The 17026-nt window shown below is 37.9% G+C and carries 19 protein-coding genes; 2 read left to right on the forward strand and 17 right to left on the reverse strand.

What is annotated here, in order from left to right; genetic code table 11:
• Positions 1-291: 291 nt before the first annotated feature.
• From lysA to Q5760_RS18030, 17 genes are all read right to left on the reverse strand, one after another.
• Positions 292-1614 (reverse strand): diaminopimelate decarboxylase, encoded by a 1323-nt coding sequence (lysA, locus tag Q5760_RS17950; RefSeq protein WP_428908985.1) that lies wholly within the window; start codon positions 1612-1614, stop codon positions 292-294.
• A gap of 321 nt (positions 1615-1935) precedes the next feature.
• Positions 1936-3414, reverse strand: a complete 1479-nt coding sequence (locus Q5760_RS17955; protein WP_428908986.1) for a spore germination protein — start codon at positions 3412-3414, stop codon at positions 1936-1938.
• Positions 3377-3976 carry a stage V sporulation protein AE gene (locus tag Q5760_RS17960; RefSeq protein WP_428908987.1) on the reverse strand — a complete coding sequence of 200 codons (600 nt, stop codon included), beginning with the start codon at positions 3974-3976 and terminating at the stop codon, positions 3377-3379. The genes Q5760_RS17955 and Q5760_RS17960 overlap by 38 nt, the downstream gene beginning before the upstream one ends.
• 123 nt (positions 3977-4099) lie before the next feature.
• A complete protein-coding gene (locus tag Q5760_RS17965) occupies positions 4100-4522 on the reverse strand; it encodes a stage V sporulation protein AB (RefSeq protein ID WP_428908988.1) in 423 nt (140 codons plus the stop codon).
• Positions 4519-5133 (reverse strand): stage V sporulation protein AA, encoded by a 615-nt coding sequence (locus tag Q5760_RS17970; RefSeq protein WP_428908989.1) that lies wholly within the window; start codon positions 5131-5133, stop codon positions 4519-4521. The genes Q5760_RS17965 and Q5760_RS17970 overlap by 4 nt, the downstream gene beginning before the upstream one ends.
• Positions 5134-5391: 258 nt before the next feature.
• Positions 5392-6150, reverse strand: coding sequence for an RNA polymerase sporulation sigma factor SigF (sigF, locus tag Q5760_RS17975; protein ID WP_428908990.1), 759 nt, complete (start codon positions 6148-6150; stop codon positions 5392-5394).
• A 12-nt stretch (positions 6151-6162) separates the two neighbouring features.
• Positions 6163-6603, reverse strand: a complete 441-nt coding sequence (gene spoIIAB, locus Q5760_RS17980; RefSeq protein ID WP_428908991.1) for an anti-sigma F factor — start codon at positions 6601-6603, stop codon at positions 6163-6165.
• A gap of 3 nt (positions 6604-6606) precedes the next feature.
• Positions 6607-6957 carry an anti-sigma F factor antagonist gene (gene spoIIAA, locus Q5760_RS17985; RefSeq protein WP_428908992.1) on the reverse strand — a complete coding sequence of 117 codons (351 nt, stop codon included), beginning with the start codon at positions 6955-6957 and terminating at the stop codon, positions 6607-6609.
• A gap of 134 nt (positions 6958-7091) precedes the next feature.
• Positions 7092-8258 carry a D-alanyl-D-alanine carboxypeptidase family protein gene (locus tag Q5760_RS17990; protein ID WP_428908993.1) on the reverse strand — a complete coding sequence of 389 codons (1167 nt, stop codon included), beginning with the start codon at positions 8256-8258 and terminating at the stop codon, positions 7092-7094.
• A gap of 320 nt (positions 8259-8578) precedes the next feature.
• A complete protein-coding gene (locus tag Q5760_RS17995) occupies positions 8579-9886 on the reverse strand; it encodes a pyrimidine-nucleoside phosphorylase (RefSeq protein WP_428908994.1) in 1308 nt (435 codons plus the stop codon).
• A gap of 7 nt (positions 9887-9893) precedes the next feature.
• A complete protein-coding gene (deoB, locus tag Q5760_RS18000; protein WP_428908995.1) occupies positions 9894-11093 on the reverse strand; it encodes a phosphopentomutase in 1200 nt (399 codons plus the stop codon).
• 377 nt (positions 11094-11470) lie between these two features.
• Positions 11471-12364, reverse strand: coding sequence for a site-specific tyrosine recombinase XerD (xerD, locus tag Q5760_RS18005; protein ID WP_428908996.1), 894 nt, complete (start codon positions 12362-12364; stop codon positions 11471-11473).
• 5 nt (positions 12365-12369) lie between these two features.
• Positions 12370-12597: a YqzK family protein gene (locus Q5760_RS18010; protein ID WP_428908997.1), complete on the reverse strand. Its 228-nt coding sequence runs from the start codon at positions 12595-12597 to the stop codon at positions 12370-12372.
• A gap of 143 nt (positions 12598-12740) precedes the next feature.
• Positions 12741-13199 (reverse strand): Fur family transcriptional regulator, encoded by a 459-nt coding sequence (locus tag Q5760_RS18015; RefSeq protein WP_428908998.1) that lies wholly within the window; start codon positions 13197-13199, stop codon positions 12741-12743.
• Positions 13200-13299: 100 nt separating this feature from the next.
• Entirely contained in the window at positions 13300-13941 is a 642-nt protein-coding gene (spoIIM, locus tag Q5760_RS18020) for a stage II sporulation protein M (RefSeq protein WP_428908999.1), read from the reverse strand.
• Between the two features lie 81 nt (positions 13942-14022).
• Entirely contained in the window at positions 14023-15195 is a 1173-nt protein-coding gene (locus Q5760_RS18025) for a TIGR00375 family protein (RefSeq protein WP_428909000.1), read from the reverse strand.
• A gap of 2 nt (positions 15196-15197) precedes the next feature.
• Complete coding sequence (locus tag Q5760_RS18030; protein ID WP_428909001.1) at positions 15198-15746, reverse strand: NUDIX hydrolase; 549 nt, start codon at positions 15744-15746, stop codon at positions 15198-15200.
• 71 nt (positions 15747-15817) lie between these two features.
• Between Q5760_RS18030 and mciZ the strand changes: the two genes are divergently transcribed.
• Together mciZ and Q5760_RS18040 are read left to right on the forward strand one after the other, a co-directional pair.
• Positions 15818-16015: a Z-ring formation inhibitor MciZ gene (gene mciZ / locus Q5760_RS18035; RefSeq protein ID WP_428909002.1), complete on the forward strand. Its 198-nt coding sequence runs from the start codon at positions 15818-15820 to the stop codon at positions 16013-16015.
• Positions 16016-16092: 77 nt separating this feature from the next.
• Complete coding sequence (locus tag Q5760_RS18040; RefSeq protein WP_428909003.1) at positions 16093-17013, forward strand: aldo/keto reductase; 921 nt, start codon at positions 16093-16095, stop codon at positions 17011-17013.
• Positions 17014-17026 lie beyond the last annotated feature (13 nt).

Raw genomic sequence — 17026 nt, forward strand, 5'->3', positions numbered from 1 at the left:
GGAGGCGATGAGACCTCCTTGGGTCACGCCATCGGACTTTCCCCTGAATCCAGTCCTCCTAACTAACAGAGCCCTCTTGTGGCTTTGGACATTCCCTTCTTTTGCAGGGTTATCCGACTCCGCCAGCCAACATGGTTAAATTGTCGCCTGTTCCAGGTTTTGCCTTCAAGTCCTCCGCACATTTCCTCACGGCAATGCACTACCTGTCAGCTATACACTTCCGCCACCACGGCGTGTTCGGGACTTTCACCCGTTAGTCCAATGCGCTGCCAAGCGCACAAAAGCTAAGCATTATAAATGCTTAGCTTTTTGATTGATCGATAAATCAAGTCGAATAAGATCTTCATATGTTTCTCTTTTTATGACCAATGTTGTTTTCCCATTTTCAACAAAGACAACAGGCGGACGTGGGATTCGGTTATAGTTATTCGCCATAGAATAACCGTAAGCTCCGGTACAAAATACAGCTAAAATATCCTCCTGACCTGGTTCTGGTAAAGGTAAATCCCAGATTAACATATCTCCTGATTCACAGCATTTACCTGCAATGGAAACAACTTCTGTTGGTTTTTCTAAAGGTTTATTCGCAAGTACAGCCTCATATTTCGCGCCATAAAGTGCTGGTCTTATATTATCGGTCATTCCCCCATCAATCGCAATGTATTTGCGTACATCAGGAACTTCTTTACTTGAACCGATTTTATATAGCGTAATCCCTGCATCTCCCACTAAAGAACGACCAGGCTCAATTCCTAATTCAGGGACTTTCATGGAATGTTCTTGTGCTTGTTTCTTTACTTCTTTAATAATATCATCCACATATTGATCAGCTGGTTTCGGATCATCTTCATCTGTATAACGAATTCCAAAGCCACCACCAAGATTAAGAATCTCTGGTTCATATGAAAATTTCGCTTTCCAATCTGATAATTTTTGAAAAATCTTTTGAACCGCTAAAATAAAGCCTGTTGTTTCAAAAATTTGCGATCCAATATGACAGTGTAATCCAGATGGAACCAACCAAGACGACTCTATAATTTTTGACAATGCTTCCTCTGCTTGACCATTCGTTAAACCAAATCCAAATTTAGAGTCTTCTTGCCCTGTCATAATATAATCATGTGTATGTGCCTCTATTCCAGGGGTAACACGAATAACAACAGACATTTTTTGTTCTCTCTGAGCACATAACTCTTCTAATAAATCTATTTCATAAAAATTATCAACAACCACATAGCCTATTTTATAATCTAAAGCCATGGATAACTCTTCTCTGCTTTTATTATTGCCATGGAAATGAACTTTTTCCATTGGAAAGTCAGCGGCAACTGCTGTATATAATTCTCCACCTGAAACAACATCAAGTGATAGTCCTTCCTCTTCTGCTAATTGCAACATGGCAATAGATGAAAAAGCCTTACTAGCAAAAGAAACTTGGGCTTTTACACCATTTTTACTAAATGCTTCGATAAAACTTTGGGCTCTTTGCCTAATTAAAGCAACGTCATACACATAAAGGGGAGTTCCATATTCCTTCACTAATTCTACCGTATCTACTCCGCCAACTTCTAAATGACCCTTATCATTTACTGTGGTTGTTCCATAATAATACATATCTTCCCTCGTTCCTTAAATAAAAATTTGCCCGTCAAAATACCATTATATATGGGCTCTGTAAAATTGAGTGGTTGATTATCGTTTCAAGCACTTCGCGAACCACAGGTGACCTCCGAAGTTTTCGTGCCTTCCACTACCATCAACAGTAGTTCAAAATTAATATTTACCTATTCATACAGCCTGTTTTTAAATGGCTTTTTACGGCATGCACCTGACTACTTGTTTAAAATTTACTTTATCACATCAAAATGCATATCGCAATATGAAAACATTCCAAAAGAGCCTGCCATCATCAACTTCGCAAGCTCTTTTGGCTATCTACTGTTTCGGTTGCCTGATTCGATTCGTTGTGTGTACAATACTTGGTCTAATTTGCGACCCAGGTACGGCTCTACGGATTAGGATTTGTATTAATGCCTTCGGTTGAAATGGGATTAATGGCCATAAATAAGGGGTATTAAATGAATGAATTCTTGCTAATAAAATAATGTAAATCGTAATCCCTACAATTAATCCCGGTGTATGGAAAATCGCCACGATGATTAATAAGCCTAGTCGAGCCAGTTTATTCGCAATGCCCAGTTCATAGCTTGGAGTAACAAAATTCCCTATTGCCGCAATTGAACTATATAAAATGACTTCTGGAACAAATAAACCGACATCTATTGCAATTTGCCCGATCAATACCGCTGCCACTAGACCCATCGCATTGGATAAAGCAGTGGGGGTATGGATGGCAGCCATTCGCAGAAATTCAATTCCTATATCGGCTAAAAATATTTGGACAACAACTGGGATATGGGTTAATTCATTTGGACCAACAAATGCAATTCTTTCAGGTAAGTGATGAGGTTCTAATACAAATAAAAACCATAATGGCAATAAAAAAAGAGAAGCAAAAATTCCAAGAAAACGGACCCATCTTACAAACGTTCCAACTCCTGGTGATTGCCGATACTCTTCCACATGCTGCATATGGTGAAAAATCGTCGTTGGTGTAATAATAACACTTGGAGAGGTATCGACATAAATAAGGACATGACCCTCTAATAAATGGCTAGCCGCAATATCGGCTCTTTCGGTATAGCGGACTAATGGATATGGATTATAGCCTTGTTTTAGTAAAAACTCTTCTACCGTTTTATCTGCTAATGGAATCCCATCAATTGCAATATTATTCAATTCCTTTTTTACTATTTCAATTAAATCAGGATTGGCGACCCCCTCAATATATCCGATCGCAATATCCGTCTTACCCCTTTCACTCACACGCATAATCTCAAAGCGTAAGTTCTCATCCCGAATTCTTCTTCTTGTTACGGCGGTATTTATAATAATATTCTCAACAAACCCATCTCTTGAACCACGAATGACTTTTTCCGTGTCAGGTTCCATTGGGGTTCTACCTGGGTAGCTTCTAACATCGACAACCAAGCCTTGGGGCTCGCCTTCTACCACCACAACTATTAAACCAGAAAGAACCTCATCTACCATTTCATCTAGTGATTTGATGGGTTTTACAGACTGATGAACTAGGCGATTATGAACAATATCAAATAAGCGATTAGAATCCTCTTCGTGGTCGTTTATTTGTACTAATTCCTCAGTTAATTCAATTATAAATGCAGCATCACAGAGTCCATTGATATAATAAAAATGAACATCTTTATTTATAATTTTTAGTTTTCTAACTCCAGTATCAAAGCTTTTCCCTAATCCTATTTTTTCTTTCATAAACTTTTCTACTTCATTAGGAGATTTAGGAATCGGTGTTTTCTCCTTCACTTCGTTCGTCATAAAAACCACTCCTTTCTAAAATAAGTTGTACAGCTTGTTTGGTAATCGGAGATCCGATTTCATAATGGTCTTTTCCAGCCATTTTTCCAATATCGCCAATTCCTACAACGATTGGTACTGTTAATTGGTCTACACAATAAACCGTATCCCCATACAATCTCCCATCTTCCATTTCCTGAATCCCAAATTTATCAACCCCTTTCTCTGTCAAATTGCCCTCACGATCAATACTTACTGTAATCCTTGTCCATTCTTCTTTCCTCGTTTTCGAAGCTACCGCAATGACTCCAAGAACTTCTAGTTCCTCATGGTTTGCGACATATTTAAGGGCTGTTTCACCTGCTCCTTCCCCCATAATCCCACTATCATCAAACATCACTAAAACAGGCTCTCCTTTTGCCTTTTTTATGTGTTTAACAATTTCTGGACCGCTTAAAACAGATGGATTTCCATGTGACATGGAGATACATCGCCCTCCTATTTCCTTTGCAACGATTTCGAGTGATCTACGTGCATAGTCATCTCCATCTGTAACAAGAATCACTTTTCTTTTACGATCCATATACGTTTTCCTTTCTTTATTATAATTTGACTCTAATACATTTGATTGTTAATCTCCGCTTCAGACACTACACTCAAAGTCCCCTAATTTCCTATGACCCTACACAGTTGAGTCGGGAATTTATTAATGGTCCACAAAAAACATCCACTGAAATAGTGAACCCACTATTTTTCCAATGACTAAGGCCATCATGAGAATTACAATTTTGTCTTCGATTCCAATCCGTTTGGCTAAGATGGGCCATACATTTAATACTTCTGTTAATGCTGCAGCCATCATTCCAACAAAGATGCCACCTGCAAGGCCAAGTCCAATCAAGATGACACGTGGAAGATGCATATGTGGTTCTTGTAAAAAAGCAAATGTTCCAACTACCGCACCCATGACAACTGCCCATTCATAGGCTTGAATCATTTTCATGGTTTTAGATAGTTGTGTTAATCTCGGGATAATCCCCAATACAGTTAAAAAGGCCACATACCCAGCCCCCACTGAAAGACCACCTGCTAAACCAATAAAAATGACAAATAAAAATTTTAACATCATTTTTTCTTTGACATTCTTTCTTTATTTTCATGCATGACCACATAGCGATCGAGATCTTGTTGATAGTTAAACATTTCTACTTCGAGTGGACTTGGCTCCTCATTAAGTCTTTTCTTAAAAACATGGTTAAAAAAGATAATCATTCCTAAACCTAATCCAAGTGAATAGGGAATTTGAAACAACAATGGTTTTTCAACATTTTCTCCCGTTATAATTTTGTAAAGTCTTTGATGGGCATCCTGCATGCTGACATCTTCATGAAAGTTCATAATCGTTAACATCGAACCAAAGAATAGTAAAAACCAAATTAATAGAAAAAGAACCGGTGAAACCTTTCTTTTTTTAAAAACGACTTCAATAATAGTTTGCGATTGCCCGATTAACTGGACTTCAATGGCTGGATCCAATTCTTTTATCTTTTCGACAATCTGCATAATATCGATGATCACAATATTACGATCCTCAGGCTTTACTTGATAAAGGACGATTTCTTTTATCTGATTATATATAGATTCTTCTGCGATGATCTGTGCAATATCTTTTACTAGAATTTTATCGTTTGGTTGAACAAAAACGCGGTGACGTAAACGAATATAAACCGTTTTTTCCAACATGTTCACACCCCACAATCGCATTTTCCTCTTACAACATAGTATTTCTTACTTAAGAATGAACATGAACCCCAATAAATGGATATCTGGGTTGGATTTGGAATACTTTAATTCGTGAAAATTTATTAACGGAACCAAAGTTAGGGAATATTGAACCAAAAAGGGATCTGAATTGAACCAAGACAAGTTTTAATTGATCCAAAATACACATGAATTGAACCAACCCTGATTTTTCCAACAAAAATAGACCGCATGGATTTAAATATCCATACGGTCTTTCATTTGTTGCAATATTTTCTTTTCTAATCGAGATACTTGTACTTGTGAGATGCCTAGTCTTGCCGCTACTTCTGATTGTGTCTGATCTTTATAATATCTGAGATAGACAATTAATCTTTCGCGTTCATCAAGTTCCAAGATGGCTTCTTTCAAGGCTATCTTATCAAACCATTTCCCTTCATTTCCATCATCAATCTGATCAAGAAGAGTGATAGGGTCCCCATCATTCTCATATACGGTTTCATGAATAGAGGAAGGCGTTCTGCTCGCTTCCTGCGCCATGATGATATCTTCCGTAGAAATCTCCATATACTCAGACAGTTCATTAACAGTCGGGATTCTACCTAATTTCTTGGATAATTCGTCTTTCGCCTTTCGAATTTTATTTCCTAATTCCTTTAACGAACGACTGACCTTCACCGTTCCATCATCGCGAATAAAACGTTGAATTTCACCAATGATCATAGGGACGGCATACGTAGAAAATTTGACATCATAAGATAAATCGAATTTATCCACCGACTTTAATAAACCGATCGACCCGATTTGAAAAAGGTCATCTGGTTCATAACCACGATTTAAAAAACGTTGGACAACAGACCAAACTAATCGCATGTTTTTCTGAACGATCAAATCTCTCGCACTTTGATCGCCTTCTTGACTTAGCTTAATTAATTTTTTTACCTCATTATCTTTCAAATAAGGTTGAGTTTTTTCTGTTTTAACCTCCACATCCATCGGCAAGACTCCTTAATTGCATAGCATTTTACTTGGTGACAAATGCTTTCTTAGTCGGATCTCGGTACCTTTACCTGGCTGCGATTGAACTTCGATGTCATCCATAAAATTTTCCATGATTGTAAATCCCATTCCAGACCTTTCTAATTCAGGCTTTGTTGTAAAAAGAGGTTGTCTAGCCTCTTCTACATCTAGAATTCCAATTCCTTCATCCTTAACGGTCAGTTCAACAAACCCGTTTTCAAGAGAAACAGAAATGTAGACAATCCCATTTGGATCACTATTATATCCGTGAATAATTGCATTTGTTACAGCTTCTGATACAACGGTTTTAATTTCCGTTAATTCATCCATGGTTGGGTCCAATTGCGAAATAAAGGCCGCAACGGTAACGCGCGCAAAAGATTCATTTTGACTCAATGCACTAAATTGAAGCTTCATCTCATTTTTCATCGCTTAGGCAACCCCCAGTCTTTGCAAAGCATTTTCTTCTGTAGGCTCAAGACGAATAATTTTAAATAAGCCTGACATATCAAATAATCTTTGAACAGAAGGGGAGATTGCACATACGACCATCTCACCGTCAACCTGTTTAATTTGCTTGTAACGGCCTAAAATAACCCCTAAGCCAGAACTATCCATAAAGGATAAATGTTCCAAGTTTAGGACGATATGGCGGATGTCGTGACTTTCAATGGCATGAACGGCTTTACTGCGGAGTTCATCGGCTGTATGGTGATCCAACTCTCCTGCTAAACGAATGCATAAAACATCTTGTTTGACTTGTAATTCAATATTCAGACTCACTTTTTCGTTGCCCCTTTCCTACATATCCTACATACATAAATGGCACCTAATAGTGAGTCAATTCTATATAACCTTTTTTATTTCCTTCTTAAAAACAAAACTAGTGGTAATTCGCTAAAAAATTACTTGATTTGTCAATCCGTTTTCGTAAAAATTCCAAAGGATCGTTTGAATAAATCCCACAAGCTTGCTTTTTCAATATCCTCTTTTGCTACTAATGGACTTTCTACTAATGTTTCCCCATCTTTTTCAATAATAAGGGTTCCAACTTGATCTCCTTTATTAATTGGAGCTTTTAAGTCCTTTTTAACGGTAACCTTTTGACTTACATCCTCAATGTTTTCACCTTTTTTCGTTAATAACGAAATCGGTTCACTTGTTACAACTTCCACTGCTTTTTCTTTTCCTTTACTTATCTTTACAGAACCCATTACATGATTTCGTTCAAACATTGGGTGCGTTTTATATTGGCTAAAAGCATAGTCAAGCATTTTTGTTACTTGTGCATTCCGATCTTTCGGAGTCGGTGCGCCAAATACGACGGCAATGACTCTCATCCCATCCTTCTCGGCGGTTGCGGTCAAACAATACATGGCTTCCCTTGTGAAACCGGTTTTTAAGCCGTCTACCCCTGGATAAAAACGAACTAATTTATTGGTATTAACAAGCCAGAATTTTTTATCGGTATTTTCACGTAAGTAGTCTTCATACTGACCTGTAAACTTTGTGATGCCTTCATACTTTAGTAATTCTTTCGCCATAATTGCCATATCATAGGCGGAGCTGTAATGTTCATCCACAGGTAATCCTGTTGTATTTTGAAACTTTGTATCTTTTAAACCTAATTCTTTTGCTTTTTTATTCATCATCTCGACGAATCCTTCTTCTGAACCGGCAATTCTTTCGGCCATTGCTACAGAAGCGTCATTCCCAGAACCAATGGCAATTCCTTTTAACAGTTCTTCAACCGTCATTTCTTCTCCTGGTTCTAAAAAGATTTGTGATCCTCCCATGGAGGCTGCATACTCACTGGCACGCACTTTTTCATCGTAAGAAATTTTTCCTTTGTCGAGTGCTTCCATAATTAAGAGCATCGTCATGATTTTTGTCATACTAGCGGGTGGTAACTGTTCTTTGCTGTTATTTTCATATAATACTTTACCTGTATCACGCTCAATTAATATGGCAGATCTTACGTTATCAGCTAATTCAACTCCTGTTTTTTCCTCAGCAGATGCTATTGGAGCAATGATTGATAGCGATAATAAGACCGTGAGCATGACTGAAACGACTCGTTTCATCACAAAATCCCTCCATTCTTTCTTCGTTTCCATTTTTTCCATAAATACCAAATTTATACAGCCATAATTAAATTGGTCCTCCGAATTTGTACCGTGATTTAATACTTGGGCTTGCTCGATAAAATACATAATAATATCGCAACGCTCGCTGGAGGCTTACCTTCAATGGGTGAGGTTTAACCCCCAACTGAATCAAAAAACCACCTAGCATCCATCCCTTCACTTTAGTAGTGCAGGTTTCCTGTTGAATGCAGTAAAAAAAAACACGGAGACGAATTTCCGTTTGCAAATAGCGAACAAGAATTCTTCTCCGTGTTTTTTTATTCATTCGTAAAAATCTCATAAATTAGAGGTGGAGCTTCTACCTTCTCATTAGAAATTTTAATGTTTTCATGAAGCCATTTTTTAATTGAATTTACGTTTTCTCTATTACTATAAATCGTTGCAATAGATTCTCCTTGTTGGACATAATCACCAATCTTCTTCCTGAGAACAAGACCTACAGAATGATCAATCACTGATTCTTTTGTTTCCCTGCCAGCACCTAATAACATTGCAGCCGTTCCAATTTCATTTGCAACCATTTCCGCAATATATCCTGCTTCTTTTGACTCTAATTCAAATTGAAATGTTGCCTGCGGAAGATTTTCAGGATGGTCCACGATAGTAGGATCTCCACCTTGAGAAGCGATAAAGATTTTAAACTGGTCTAGGGCACTCCCGTTCTCAATTGCTTTTTCAAGCATTTCCCTTGCATCATGAAGCGAGTCAGCTTTTTCAGCGAGAACAACCATTTGACTTCCTAATGTTAAGCATAACTCCGTTAAGTCCTCAGGCCCTTTACCCTTTAATGTATCAATAGCTTCTTGCACTTCAAGAGCATTGCCTATGGCATTTCCGAGCGGCTGACTCATATCCGAAATCACAGCCATTGTTTTTCGTCCGACCTTTTGACCAATCCGTACCATTGCCTGTGCCAATTCTTTCGAACCTTCAAGGGTCTTCATAAAAGCTCCTGCTCCAGTCTTAACGTCTAAACATATGGCATCGGCACCTGCAGCAATCTTTTTACTCATAATTGAGCTTGCAATCAATGGGATGCTATTGACGGTCGCTGTAACATCCCTTAGCGCATAAAGCTTTTTATCAGCCGGTGTTAGATTCCCGCTTTGCCCCATAATCGCAAGTTTATTTTTATTTACTAAATCGATAAATTGTTCCTTTTCAATTTCCGTATGGAATCCGTTAATCGATTCTAGCTTATCAATTGTTCCTCCAGTATGCCCTAATCCACGACCAGACATTTTAGCGACAGGTACCCCAACAGAGGCCACAAGTGGACCTAGGATAAGTGTGGTTGTATCTCCAACACCACCTGTTGAATGTTTATCCACTTTTATTCCTTGTATTTCACTTAAATCGATTTCATCTCCGGATTGGACCATCGCCATCGTTAAATCTGCCTGTTCGTTGGGAGTCATTCCTTGAAATAAAACAGCCATCGCCCATGCGCTCATCTGGTAATCTGGAATATCTCCTTCTGTATAGCCTTGAATAATAAATTGAATTTCCTCGGTTGAAAGTTCATATCCGTCCCGTTTTTTTTCAATTAAATCTACCATCCTCATCTATAACTCACCTCTTATTAATCAATTCATTTAAAAAACTTTTTCCATAAGGTGGCATTTGAACGGAAAAGTTTTCAGCGATGGTAGCCCCAATATCGGCAAACGTTTCTCGAAGTGATAACGGATTCCCCAGTTTAATTTTCGGTGTATACACTAAAAGGGGCACGTATTCACGCGTATGATCAGTCCCATGATGGACAGGGTCATTTCCATGATCTGCGGTAATGATTAGCAAATCTTTTTCGTCCATTTTGTTAAAAACCTCTGATAAGCGGAGATCAAATTCTTCAAGCGCCTTCCCGTATCCTATTGGGTCACGACGATGACCATATAACGCATCGAAGTCAACAAGATTCACAAAACTTAAACCGGTAAAATTCATCTCAAAGGTTTGCAGCAATTTATCCATGCCATCCATATTGGAAACGGTTCTTAAGCTTTTCGTGATTCCTTCCCCATCATAAATATCATGGATTTTTCCAATCGCGATCACGTCAAAACCAGCATCATGCAATTCATTCATTGTCGTTCTGCCAAAAGGCTTTAACGCATAGTCATGTCGGTTCGAGGTTCTCTTAAAATTCCCTGGTGTGCCGATAAATGGTCGGGCGATAATCCTCCCTACCATGTATTTCTCATCAAGGGTTAGTTCTCTCGCAATTTTACAGATTTCATAAAGTTCATCAAGGGGAACTACTTCCTCGTGTGCAGCAATTTGCAATACGGAATCAGCTGAAGTATACACGATTAAGGCTCCGGACTTCATATGTTCTTCGCCTAGTTCTACGAGGATTTCGGTACCACTAGCTGGTTTGTTCCCAATGATTTTGCGACCTGTTTTCTTCTCTAGTTCATCTATTAATTCACTAGGAAAGCCATCTGGAAAGGTTTTGAAAGGGGTTTTGATATTCAATCCCATAATCTCCCAATGCCCTGTCATTGTGTCTTTTCCATTAGAAGCTTCTTTCATTTTCGTATAGGAGGCAAGAGGATTTTGCACTACAGGAATTCCTTTGATTTCTTCTATGACACCAAGTCCTAACTTCGCCATATTCGGCATATGTATTCCATTCATTTTTTCAGCGATATGACCTAATGTATGGGCTCCTCTGTCACCAAATTTTTCTGCGTCAGGAGCTTCACCAATTCCCACTGAATCCATCACAATCAGAAAGATACGTTTAAATGGAAATGTTCCAGTATTCATAAAATCCCTCCAGCTTTTCATCTTGTTCTTCATTGTAGCAATACAACTCTATCATTTCCTTCATTTTATGCTTTCATGAAAAAAAAGCGGAAGCGCCTTCAGAACAAAAAGTCTTTGGTTCCTTAGAGGTATACTCAAAGTAGTTCTTCTTTGAGTGCTCAGCTCCGTATGGACTGCCCTTGGCGGTCTTTAGTCGATGTTCTTTCCCTGAGATAAATGAAATACGTTGAGCCGTTAGTGTGAATCGATGTTGAAGCAATTGTTGAGGAAGAAACAGGAAGTTCCATTAGGAGCTAGACATTAATCTAACTTTACAAAACCTATACTTGTTTAAATTAAGAAAAAAGCCACCATTTAACTTGGCAGCATACAATCAATTAGGCTCGTGGATGGAACCGACTATATTCATCCTTTAATCTTGTCTTTGATACATTTGTATAAACTTGAGTAGTGGAAAGGTCGACATGTCCAAGCATTTCTTGTACAGCACGGATATCCGCTCCATTTTGTAAAAGATGCGTAGCAAAAGAATGCCTTAATGTATGTGGTGTTAAATCCTTGCTAATCCCTGCTTCTAGTGCTAATCTTTTTAAAATTTTCCAAAATCCCTGTCTTGATAATTGTTTGCCATGGTGGTTTAAAAATAAAGAATCATCTTGAACTTTGGGCGAGATGAAATCCGGTCTACCCTTTTCTAAATATTCTTTTAAAGCCTGGATAGCTGTTTTACCAATCGGAATAATTCGTTCTTTATGGTTTTTCCCGGTACAACGAACAAATCCCAACATTAAATGAACGTCTGTCACTTGTAACGAAATTAACTCACTCACTCGAATTCCCGTTGCATATAATAATTCTAACATCGCTTTATCTCGAAGGCCATAATGATCAGATGTATTAGGAGAGCTTAATAACGTTTCAACTTCTTCTACGCTCATAACTTTCGGTATGGATCGTTCTAGTTGAGGTGGCTGAATTAAAACGGACGGATCATGATCTGATAATTGCTCACGAAGTAAAAATTGGTGCATTGCTCTTATCGAGGCAATATGTCTCGCTATGGTACGTGAAGATTTCCCTTGTTCCTGTAAATAGCCTAAGAATCCAGTAATATGAACTCTTTGGACTTCAGTAAAATTCCTTAACTTCTTTACACTCGTTAAATACTTCGTATAACTTTTTAAATCTCTTATATACGAAATGATTGTATTTTCTGCTAACCCTTTTTCACCTCTTAAAAAATGGGTAAACTTTTCTAACTCTGCTTCCATTCTCATTACTCCCCATTTAAATAAAACAATAACAACCGATCAAACCAATTGGAATTTTCATCATGCCCTGATGCTGTCACCTTGATCGCAGATCCCTGAGGTTCATCATATCGGTGGTATTCTGTGTATTCTTCATTTAACCACATGATACCATAATAAAAGAGGATTGTGCATCCAGTGAACAAAATAAACACCTTGAGGGTATGAAACATCATTCTAAACCATTTTCCCATTTTAACCATACCTCCGGCCAAATATTTCCTATTTTATACTTATGCCAAGATGGACAGGTTTTATACGTTTTAAGTGATCGAGTAGGAAATTTCTCCTCATAAAAAAGAAAAACCTCTTCTACTGAATAGAAAAGGCTGATTCCTTACTTATTTTTCTCTTTGCTTTTATCCTGGCAACGATGACAGATCCCATGGAATGTAAGTCGGTGATCTTTAATTTTAAATTTCCACTCACGTTCTACTACTTCTTCTACTTCATCCAATAAATCTTGTTGAATTTCATCAACAGTTCCACATTCGATACACACCAAATGATGATGAAAATGTGCGGCTCCCTCTGTGCGAAGATCATACCTTGAAACACCATCACCAAAATTTATTTTATCAACTATTTTTAATTCTGTTAGTAATTCTAATGTCCGGTATACTGTAGCAAGACCGATCTCTGGCGACTTTTCTTTCACAAGGAGGTATACATCTTCTGCGCTTAAATGATCTTCTTCATGTTCTAATAATACCGACACAGTCGCTTCACGTTGTGGTGTTAGCTTATAACTTGATGAGTGTAATTGCTTCTTAATTCTTTCAATTCTTGTTTCCATAACGAAAAGTTCCTCCTCTTCCTCCCATTCTCAATTATAACAAATGAGGAGAAGGAGTCAATTAAAATTATTACAATCTACAGTTGATAATAATTATTATTTAATACACTGTATCAATTACAGTTTTCATTAACGAGGGAGATACATAAGCCTCAAATAAGGCTGCAAGAGCCAGAAATAATCCAGCCATCACAAATACTAAAGCATATCTTCCTAATAATGGCAAGATCGGTTCGCTTATTTTCTTCATAAATTGTCTTCTGAACATTTTCAAAGAGATATTAATCGCTACAGTTGCGGTGATAATAAAGACGGGAATGATGATAAAATTTTGCGGTAGAACCGAAACAAATGATAATAGAAAACCATTCCACCCCATTTGATTTACGAGAAATCCTACCGTAAAACCAATAACTAGTCCTTTCATAAATAAAACAATTAAAATGATTGGCAATCCAATAATGGATATCCCTAATATTCCCATCATTCCAATAAACTTTCCATTATCAAAAAAACTTTGTGAGAATACATCTTTTGCTCCTGCGATTTTCCCGTCCGAAACTTGTCCAAAAAACTGGGATAAATAATACGCTAAATCTTCCTTTTGACTAAACGTTAAGCTGTTTACGACGACTGCTCCAAAAATAACCCCCATTAGAAATAAGACGACCACAAATAAATAGATTGAGGAATGCTCGCGAAAATGGGTGGCTACAATGTTCTGGTACATTTTTTTCTTCATGTGCTCTTCCTCCTGCTAATCAGTTACTACATTTTATGCAGGAGGTAGAAAACTATGACGCTGACTTTTTTAATAATAGAATTAATCCCTCATCGAGATTTTTCCATATTTTCCGCCTCCACCGGCAGATAACGATAATTTGCCTGTTCTTGCGAGGACAATCATTTGTGCCATTTTCTCAGGCACCACTTCTTTCAAGTGCTCAAAAGATACTTCATGCAAAATCGCCATTTCCGTTCCAAAATGATTCAATAGTTTTTCTCGTATTTTTGGTCCAAGCCCTGGGATGAACTCTAGTGGAATTTGATGAATATAGGGCGGCCGTTTTGGTTTATGACCATTTTCCACAGATAGTTCAGCGATTCGCTCAGCTACTCCCTTTACATACTTAGAATGTCCACAATTCTCACAAACACCTTCTACCTCTGGAAGAAAAGGATGCAGGCATTTTTCACAAACCGTTTGATGGTATTTTCCAAGTAGTGGATCCAAACCATAGTTGGCAACAATCCCTCTTCCATCTTCGTTTCGTAGTGCTTTTCCAAATTCATTAAATGTAGGCTCTACCATTTCAATTATCTGATATTCGCGAGCAATTTTCCCTAGTGAATGAGCATCTGAATTCGATAGAAATGGATATGAATGCAGTTCAGCAATACCATCGGCCATATAGGTATCCGAACTTAAGCCAAGTTCAATCCCATCAATCCACTCAGGGATGAACACCTCCTGTAAACTTGAACGCACACCTTTCCCATATAAGCTTTTAAAGGGTGTGAAGACATGTGCCGGAATAAATAGACCTTGTAATTCCTTTACCTTTTGTTGTAATTCCTTCCCACTAACATAAATTCTTTGTGAGCTTAAATGAATATTTTTTAAATGCCCACTCAGCCAGTTAGAAAAGACCTTTAATGCTTCAATGGTTGGTAAAAAACATAGAACATGAATAGGACCATGACAGTTTTCATCATAGATTTCCAACTCTGACCCTGGGATGATCGTCAAGCCACCATAACTTAACCCACCCTCTACTAACTGGATTAATTCCCCTTCATTCATTAACTCTTCCATTTCAATGATGACTTCGGGAGAATGACAATCTATGATGCCGATCATATTTAGACCCTTTTCATCCCTTGCGTGAGCGATAATGTTTGAAAAGGTTAACGTCTTTGCACCTGTTATTTTAACAGCTCTGCCATATTTAGTTCTCCCAATGTGAATATGTAAATCAGCAAAATATTGATTCATCTTTATTTTAATCCCTCTTGTAATTGTAAATATTGGACAGCAAATACCGTTTTGGCATCATAAATTTGTTTTTCTTCGATGGCTTGTAGAGCTTCTTCAAGACTCCACTCTAATAAGTTGACAAATTCGTCTTCATCCAGTTCTGCCGCATTCGCCTTTTTCGTCAGCCCTTTCGCTAAATATACATGGACAATTTCGTCAGCAAAACCAGGTGATGTATAGAAAGAGTTTACAAGTTCAAGGGTCTGACATTCATATCCGGTTTCCTCTTCTAACTCACGTTTGGCGCATTCTGCAGGAGCCTCACCTTTTTCGAGCTTACCAGCTGGAATTTCAACAATCGTACGCTCTAAGGCTTTTCGATATTGCTCTACCAACACTAGTTTATTCTCCTCGGTGATCGCAATGATAGCCACTGCACCTGGGTGTTTAATTATTTCACGTTTTGCCTTTTTTCCGTTTGGAAGCTCTACTTCATCAACCTGTAAAGAAACCACTTTTCCCTTAAAGATTGGTTGTGTCGATAATGTTTTTTCTTCAAGACTCTTCATTTTCTACCCCTCAGTTCTATCAAATTAATTCTCTCATACATTTTACCATACTCAGTTTAGGAGGAAATGTGATGAAAATCTATGTACACGAAAAAGGAATCACCCTAACAGGAAAAGCTTGGGAAGTACGCCAGAAATTAAAAGAGTATCGTAAAAGCTTTGAGCTTGTTTCAGATTGGGTTGAAGCTCTGTCCACGAATACTTCCCATATAGCTTATCACAAGCCTGCTTTAATCATGAACTATAAGAAAAAGAATGATTCGACTTGAGTCTACAATATCAAATGAGGCTTTTTCTGGAAAATGGCAATGATGAAGTGTTATAAATAAGGAAGGAGGTGTCGAATTTGTTAAAGAAACGACGATTAGGAACGTCTGATTTAGAGGTTTCAGAACTTAGTTTAGGGTGCATGTCTTTAGGTACTGACAAAGGCCAAGCTGAATCTATTATTAAAACTGCGATTGAAGAAGGCATTAATTTTTTTGATACTGCTGATTTATATGATTTTGGTGAAAATGAAAAAATTATTGGTAGCGTTTTGCAGCCTTTTCGAGACAAAGTGATTCTAGCGACAAAAGTGGGAAATCGCTGGAATGAAGGTGAAGATGGTTGGCAGTGGGATCCATCAAAAACCTATATAAAAGAAGCTGTAAAGAATAGTTTAAAAAGATTAAACACTGATTATATCGATTTATATCAACTTCATGGCGGAACGATTGAAGACCGGATTGACGAAACGATTGAAGCCTTTGAAGAATTAAAAGCTGAAGGGTTTATTCGCTATTATGGCATTTCCTCCATTCGACCGAATGTAATTCGGGAATATGTACAGAAATCAAACATGGTATCAGTCATGATGCAATATAGTCTTCTTGATCGAAGACCAGAAGAAGAGGCTCTGCCTCTTTTACATCAGAATGGAATTAGTGTCATTACGAGAGGTTCCTTGGCAAAAGGGTTATTAAGCGACCGCATGTTAGAGAAAACCTCTCCTTCCATTGGGGAAAAAGGATACTTGGATTATTCCTTTTCAGAGGTGTCCGCTTTAGTCGAAAAACTAAAAGTAGCTTTTCATCGCCCACTGAATGAAATTGCCTTACACTATAACTTGGCAAATCCTGCTGTCGCCTCAGTCGTAGTTGGAGCAAGCTCCGTACAACAATTGAAGCAAAATGTACAAGCCATCAAAAGCAATGAACTAACAACCGATGAAATCAATCAACTCCGATCCCTTACAAAATCAACTATTTACCAAGACCATAGGTGACAAGCACCTTCCA

Source organism: Niallia sp. Kr1, from assembly GCF_050389805.1.
Classification (GTDB): domain Bacteria; phylum Bacillota; class Bacilli; order Bacillales; family Cytobacillaceae; genus Bacillus_BD.

Excerpts from the sequence above, each read along its gene's own strand:
- lysA (WP_428908985.1), bottom strand. The coding sequence starts at position 1,614 with ATGTATTATTATGGAACAACCACAGTAAATGATAAGGGTCATTTAGAA.
- Q5760_RS17955 (WP_428908986.1), bottom strand. The coding sequence starts at position 3,414 with ATGACGAACGAAGTGAAGGAGAAAACACCGATTCCTAAATCTCCTAAT.
- Q5760_RS17960 (WP_428908987.1), bottom strand. The coding sequence starts at position 3,976 with ATGGATCGTAAAAGAAAAGTGATTCTTGTTACAGATGGAGATGACTAT.
- Q5760_RS17965 (WP_428908988.1), bottom strand. The coding sequence starts at position 4,522 with ATGATGTTAAAATTTTTATTTGTCATTTTTATTGGTTTAGCAGGTGGT.
- sigF (WP_428908990.1), bottom strand. The coding sequence starts at position 6,150 with ATGGATGTGGAGGTTAAAACAGAAAAAACTCAACCTTATTTGAAAGAT.
- spoIIAB (WP_428908991.1), bottom strand. The coding sequence starts at position 6,603 with ATGAAAAATGAGATGAAGCTTCAATTTAGTGCATTGAGTCAAAATGAA.
- Q5760_RS17990 (WP_428908993.1), bottom strand. The coding sequence starts at position 8,258 with ATGAAACGAGTCGTTTCAGTCATGCTCACGGTCTTATTATCGCTATCA.
- Q5760_RS17995 (WP_428908994.1), bottom strand. The coding sequence starts at position 9,886 with ATGAGGATGGTAGATTTAATTGAAAAAAAACGGGACGGATATGAACTT.
- deoB (WP_428908995.1), bottom strand. The coding sequence starts at position 11,093 with ATGAATACTGGAACATTTCCATTTAAACGTATCTTTCTGATTGTGATG.
- xerD (WP_428908996.1), bottom strand. The coding sequence starts at position 12,364 with ATGGAAGCAGAGTTAGAAAAGTTTACCCATTTTTTAAGAGGTGAAAAA.
- Q5760_RS18010 (WP_428908997.1), bottom strand. The coding sequence starts at position 12,597 with ATGGGAAAATGGTTTAGAATGATGTTTCATACCCTCAAGGTGTTTATT.
- Q5760_RS18015 (WP_428908998.1), bottom strand. The coding sequence starts at position 13,199 with ATGGAAACAAGAATTGAAAGAATTAAGAAGCAATTACACTCATCAAGT.
- spoIIM (WP_428908999.1), bottom strand. The coding sequence starts at position 13,941 with ATGAAGAAAAAAATGTACCAGAACATTGTAGCCACCCATTTTCGCGAG.
- Q5760_RS18025 (WP_428909000.1), bottom strand. The coding sequence starts at position 15,195 with ATGAATCAATATTTTGCTGATTTACATATTCACATTGGGAGAACTAAA.
- Q5760_RS18030 (WP_428909001.1), bottom strand. The coding sequence starts at position 15,746 with ATGAAGAGTCTTGAAGAAAAAACATTATCGACACAACCAATCTTTAAG.
- mciZ (WP_428909002.1), top strand. The coding sequence starts at position 15,818 with ATGAAAATCTATGTACACGAAAAAGGAATCACCCTAACAGGAAAAGCT.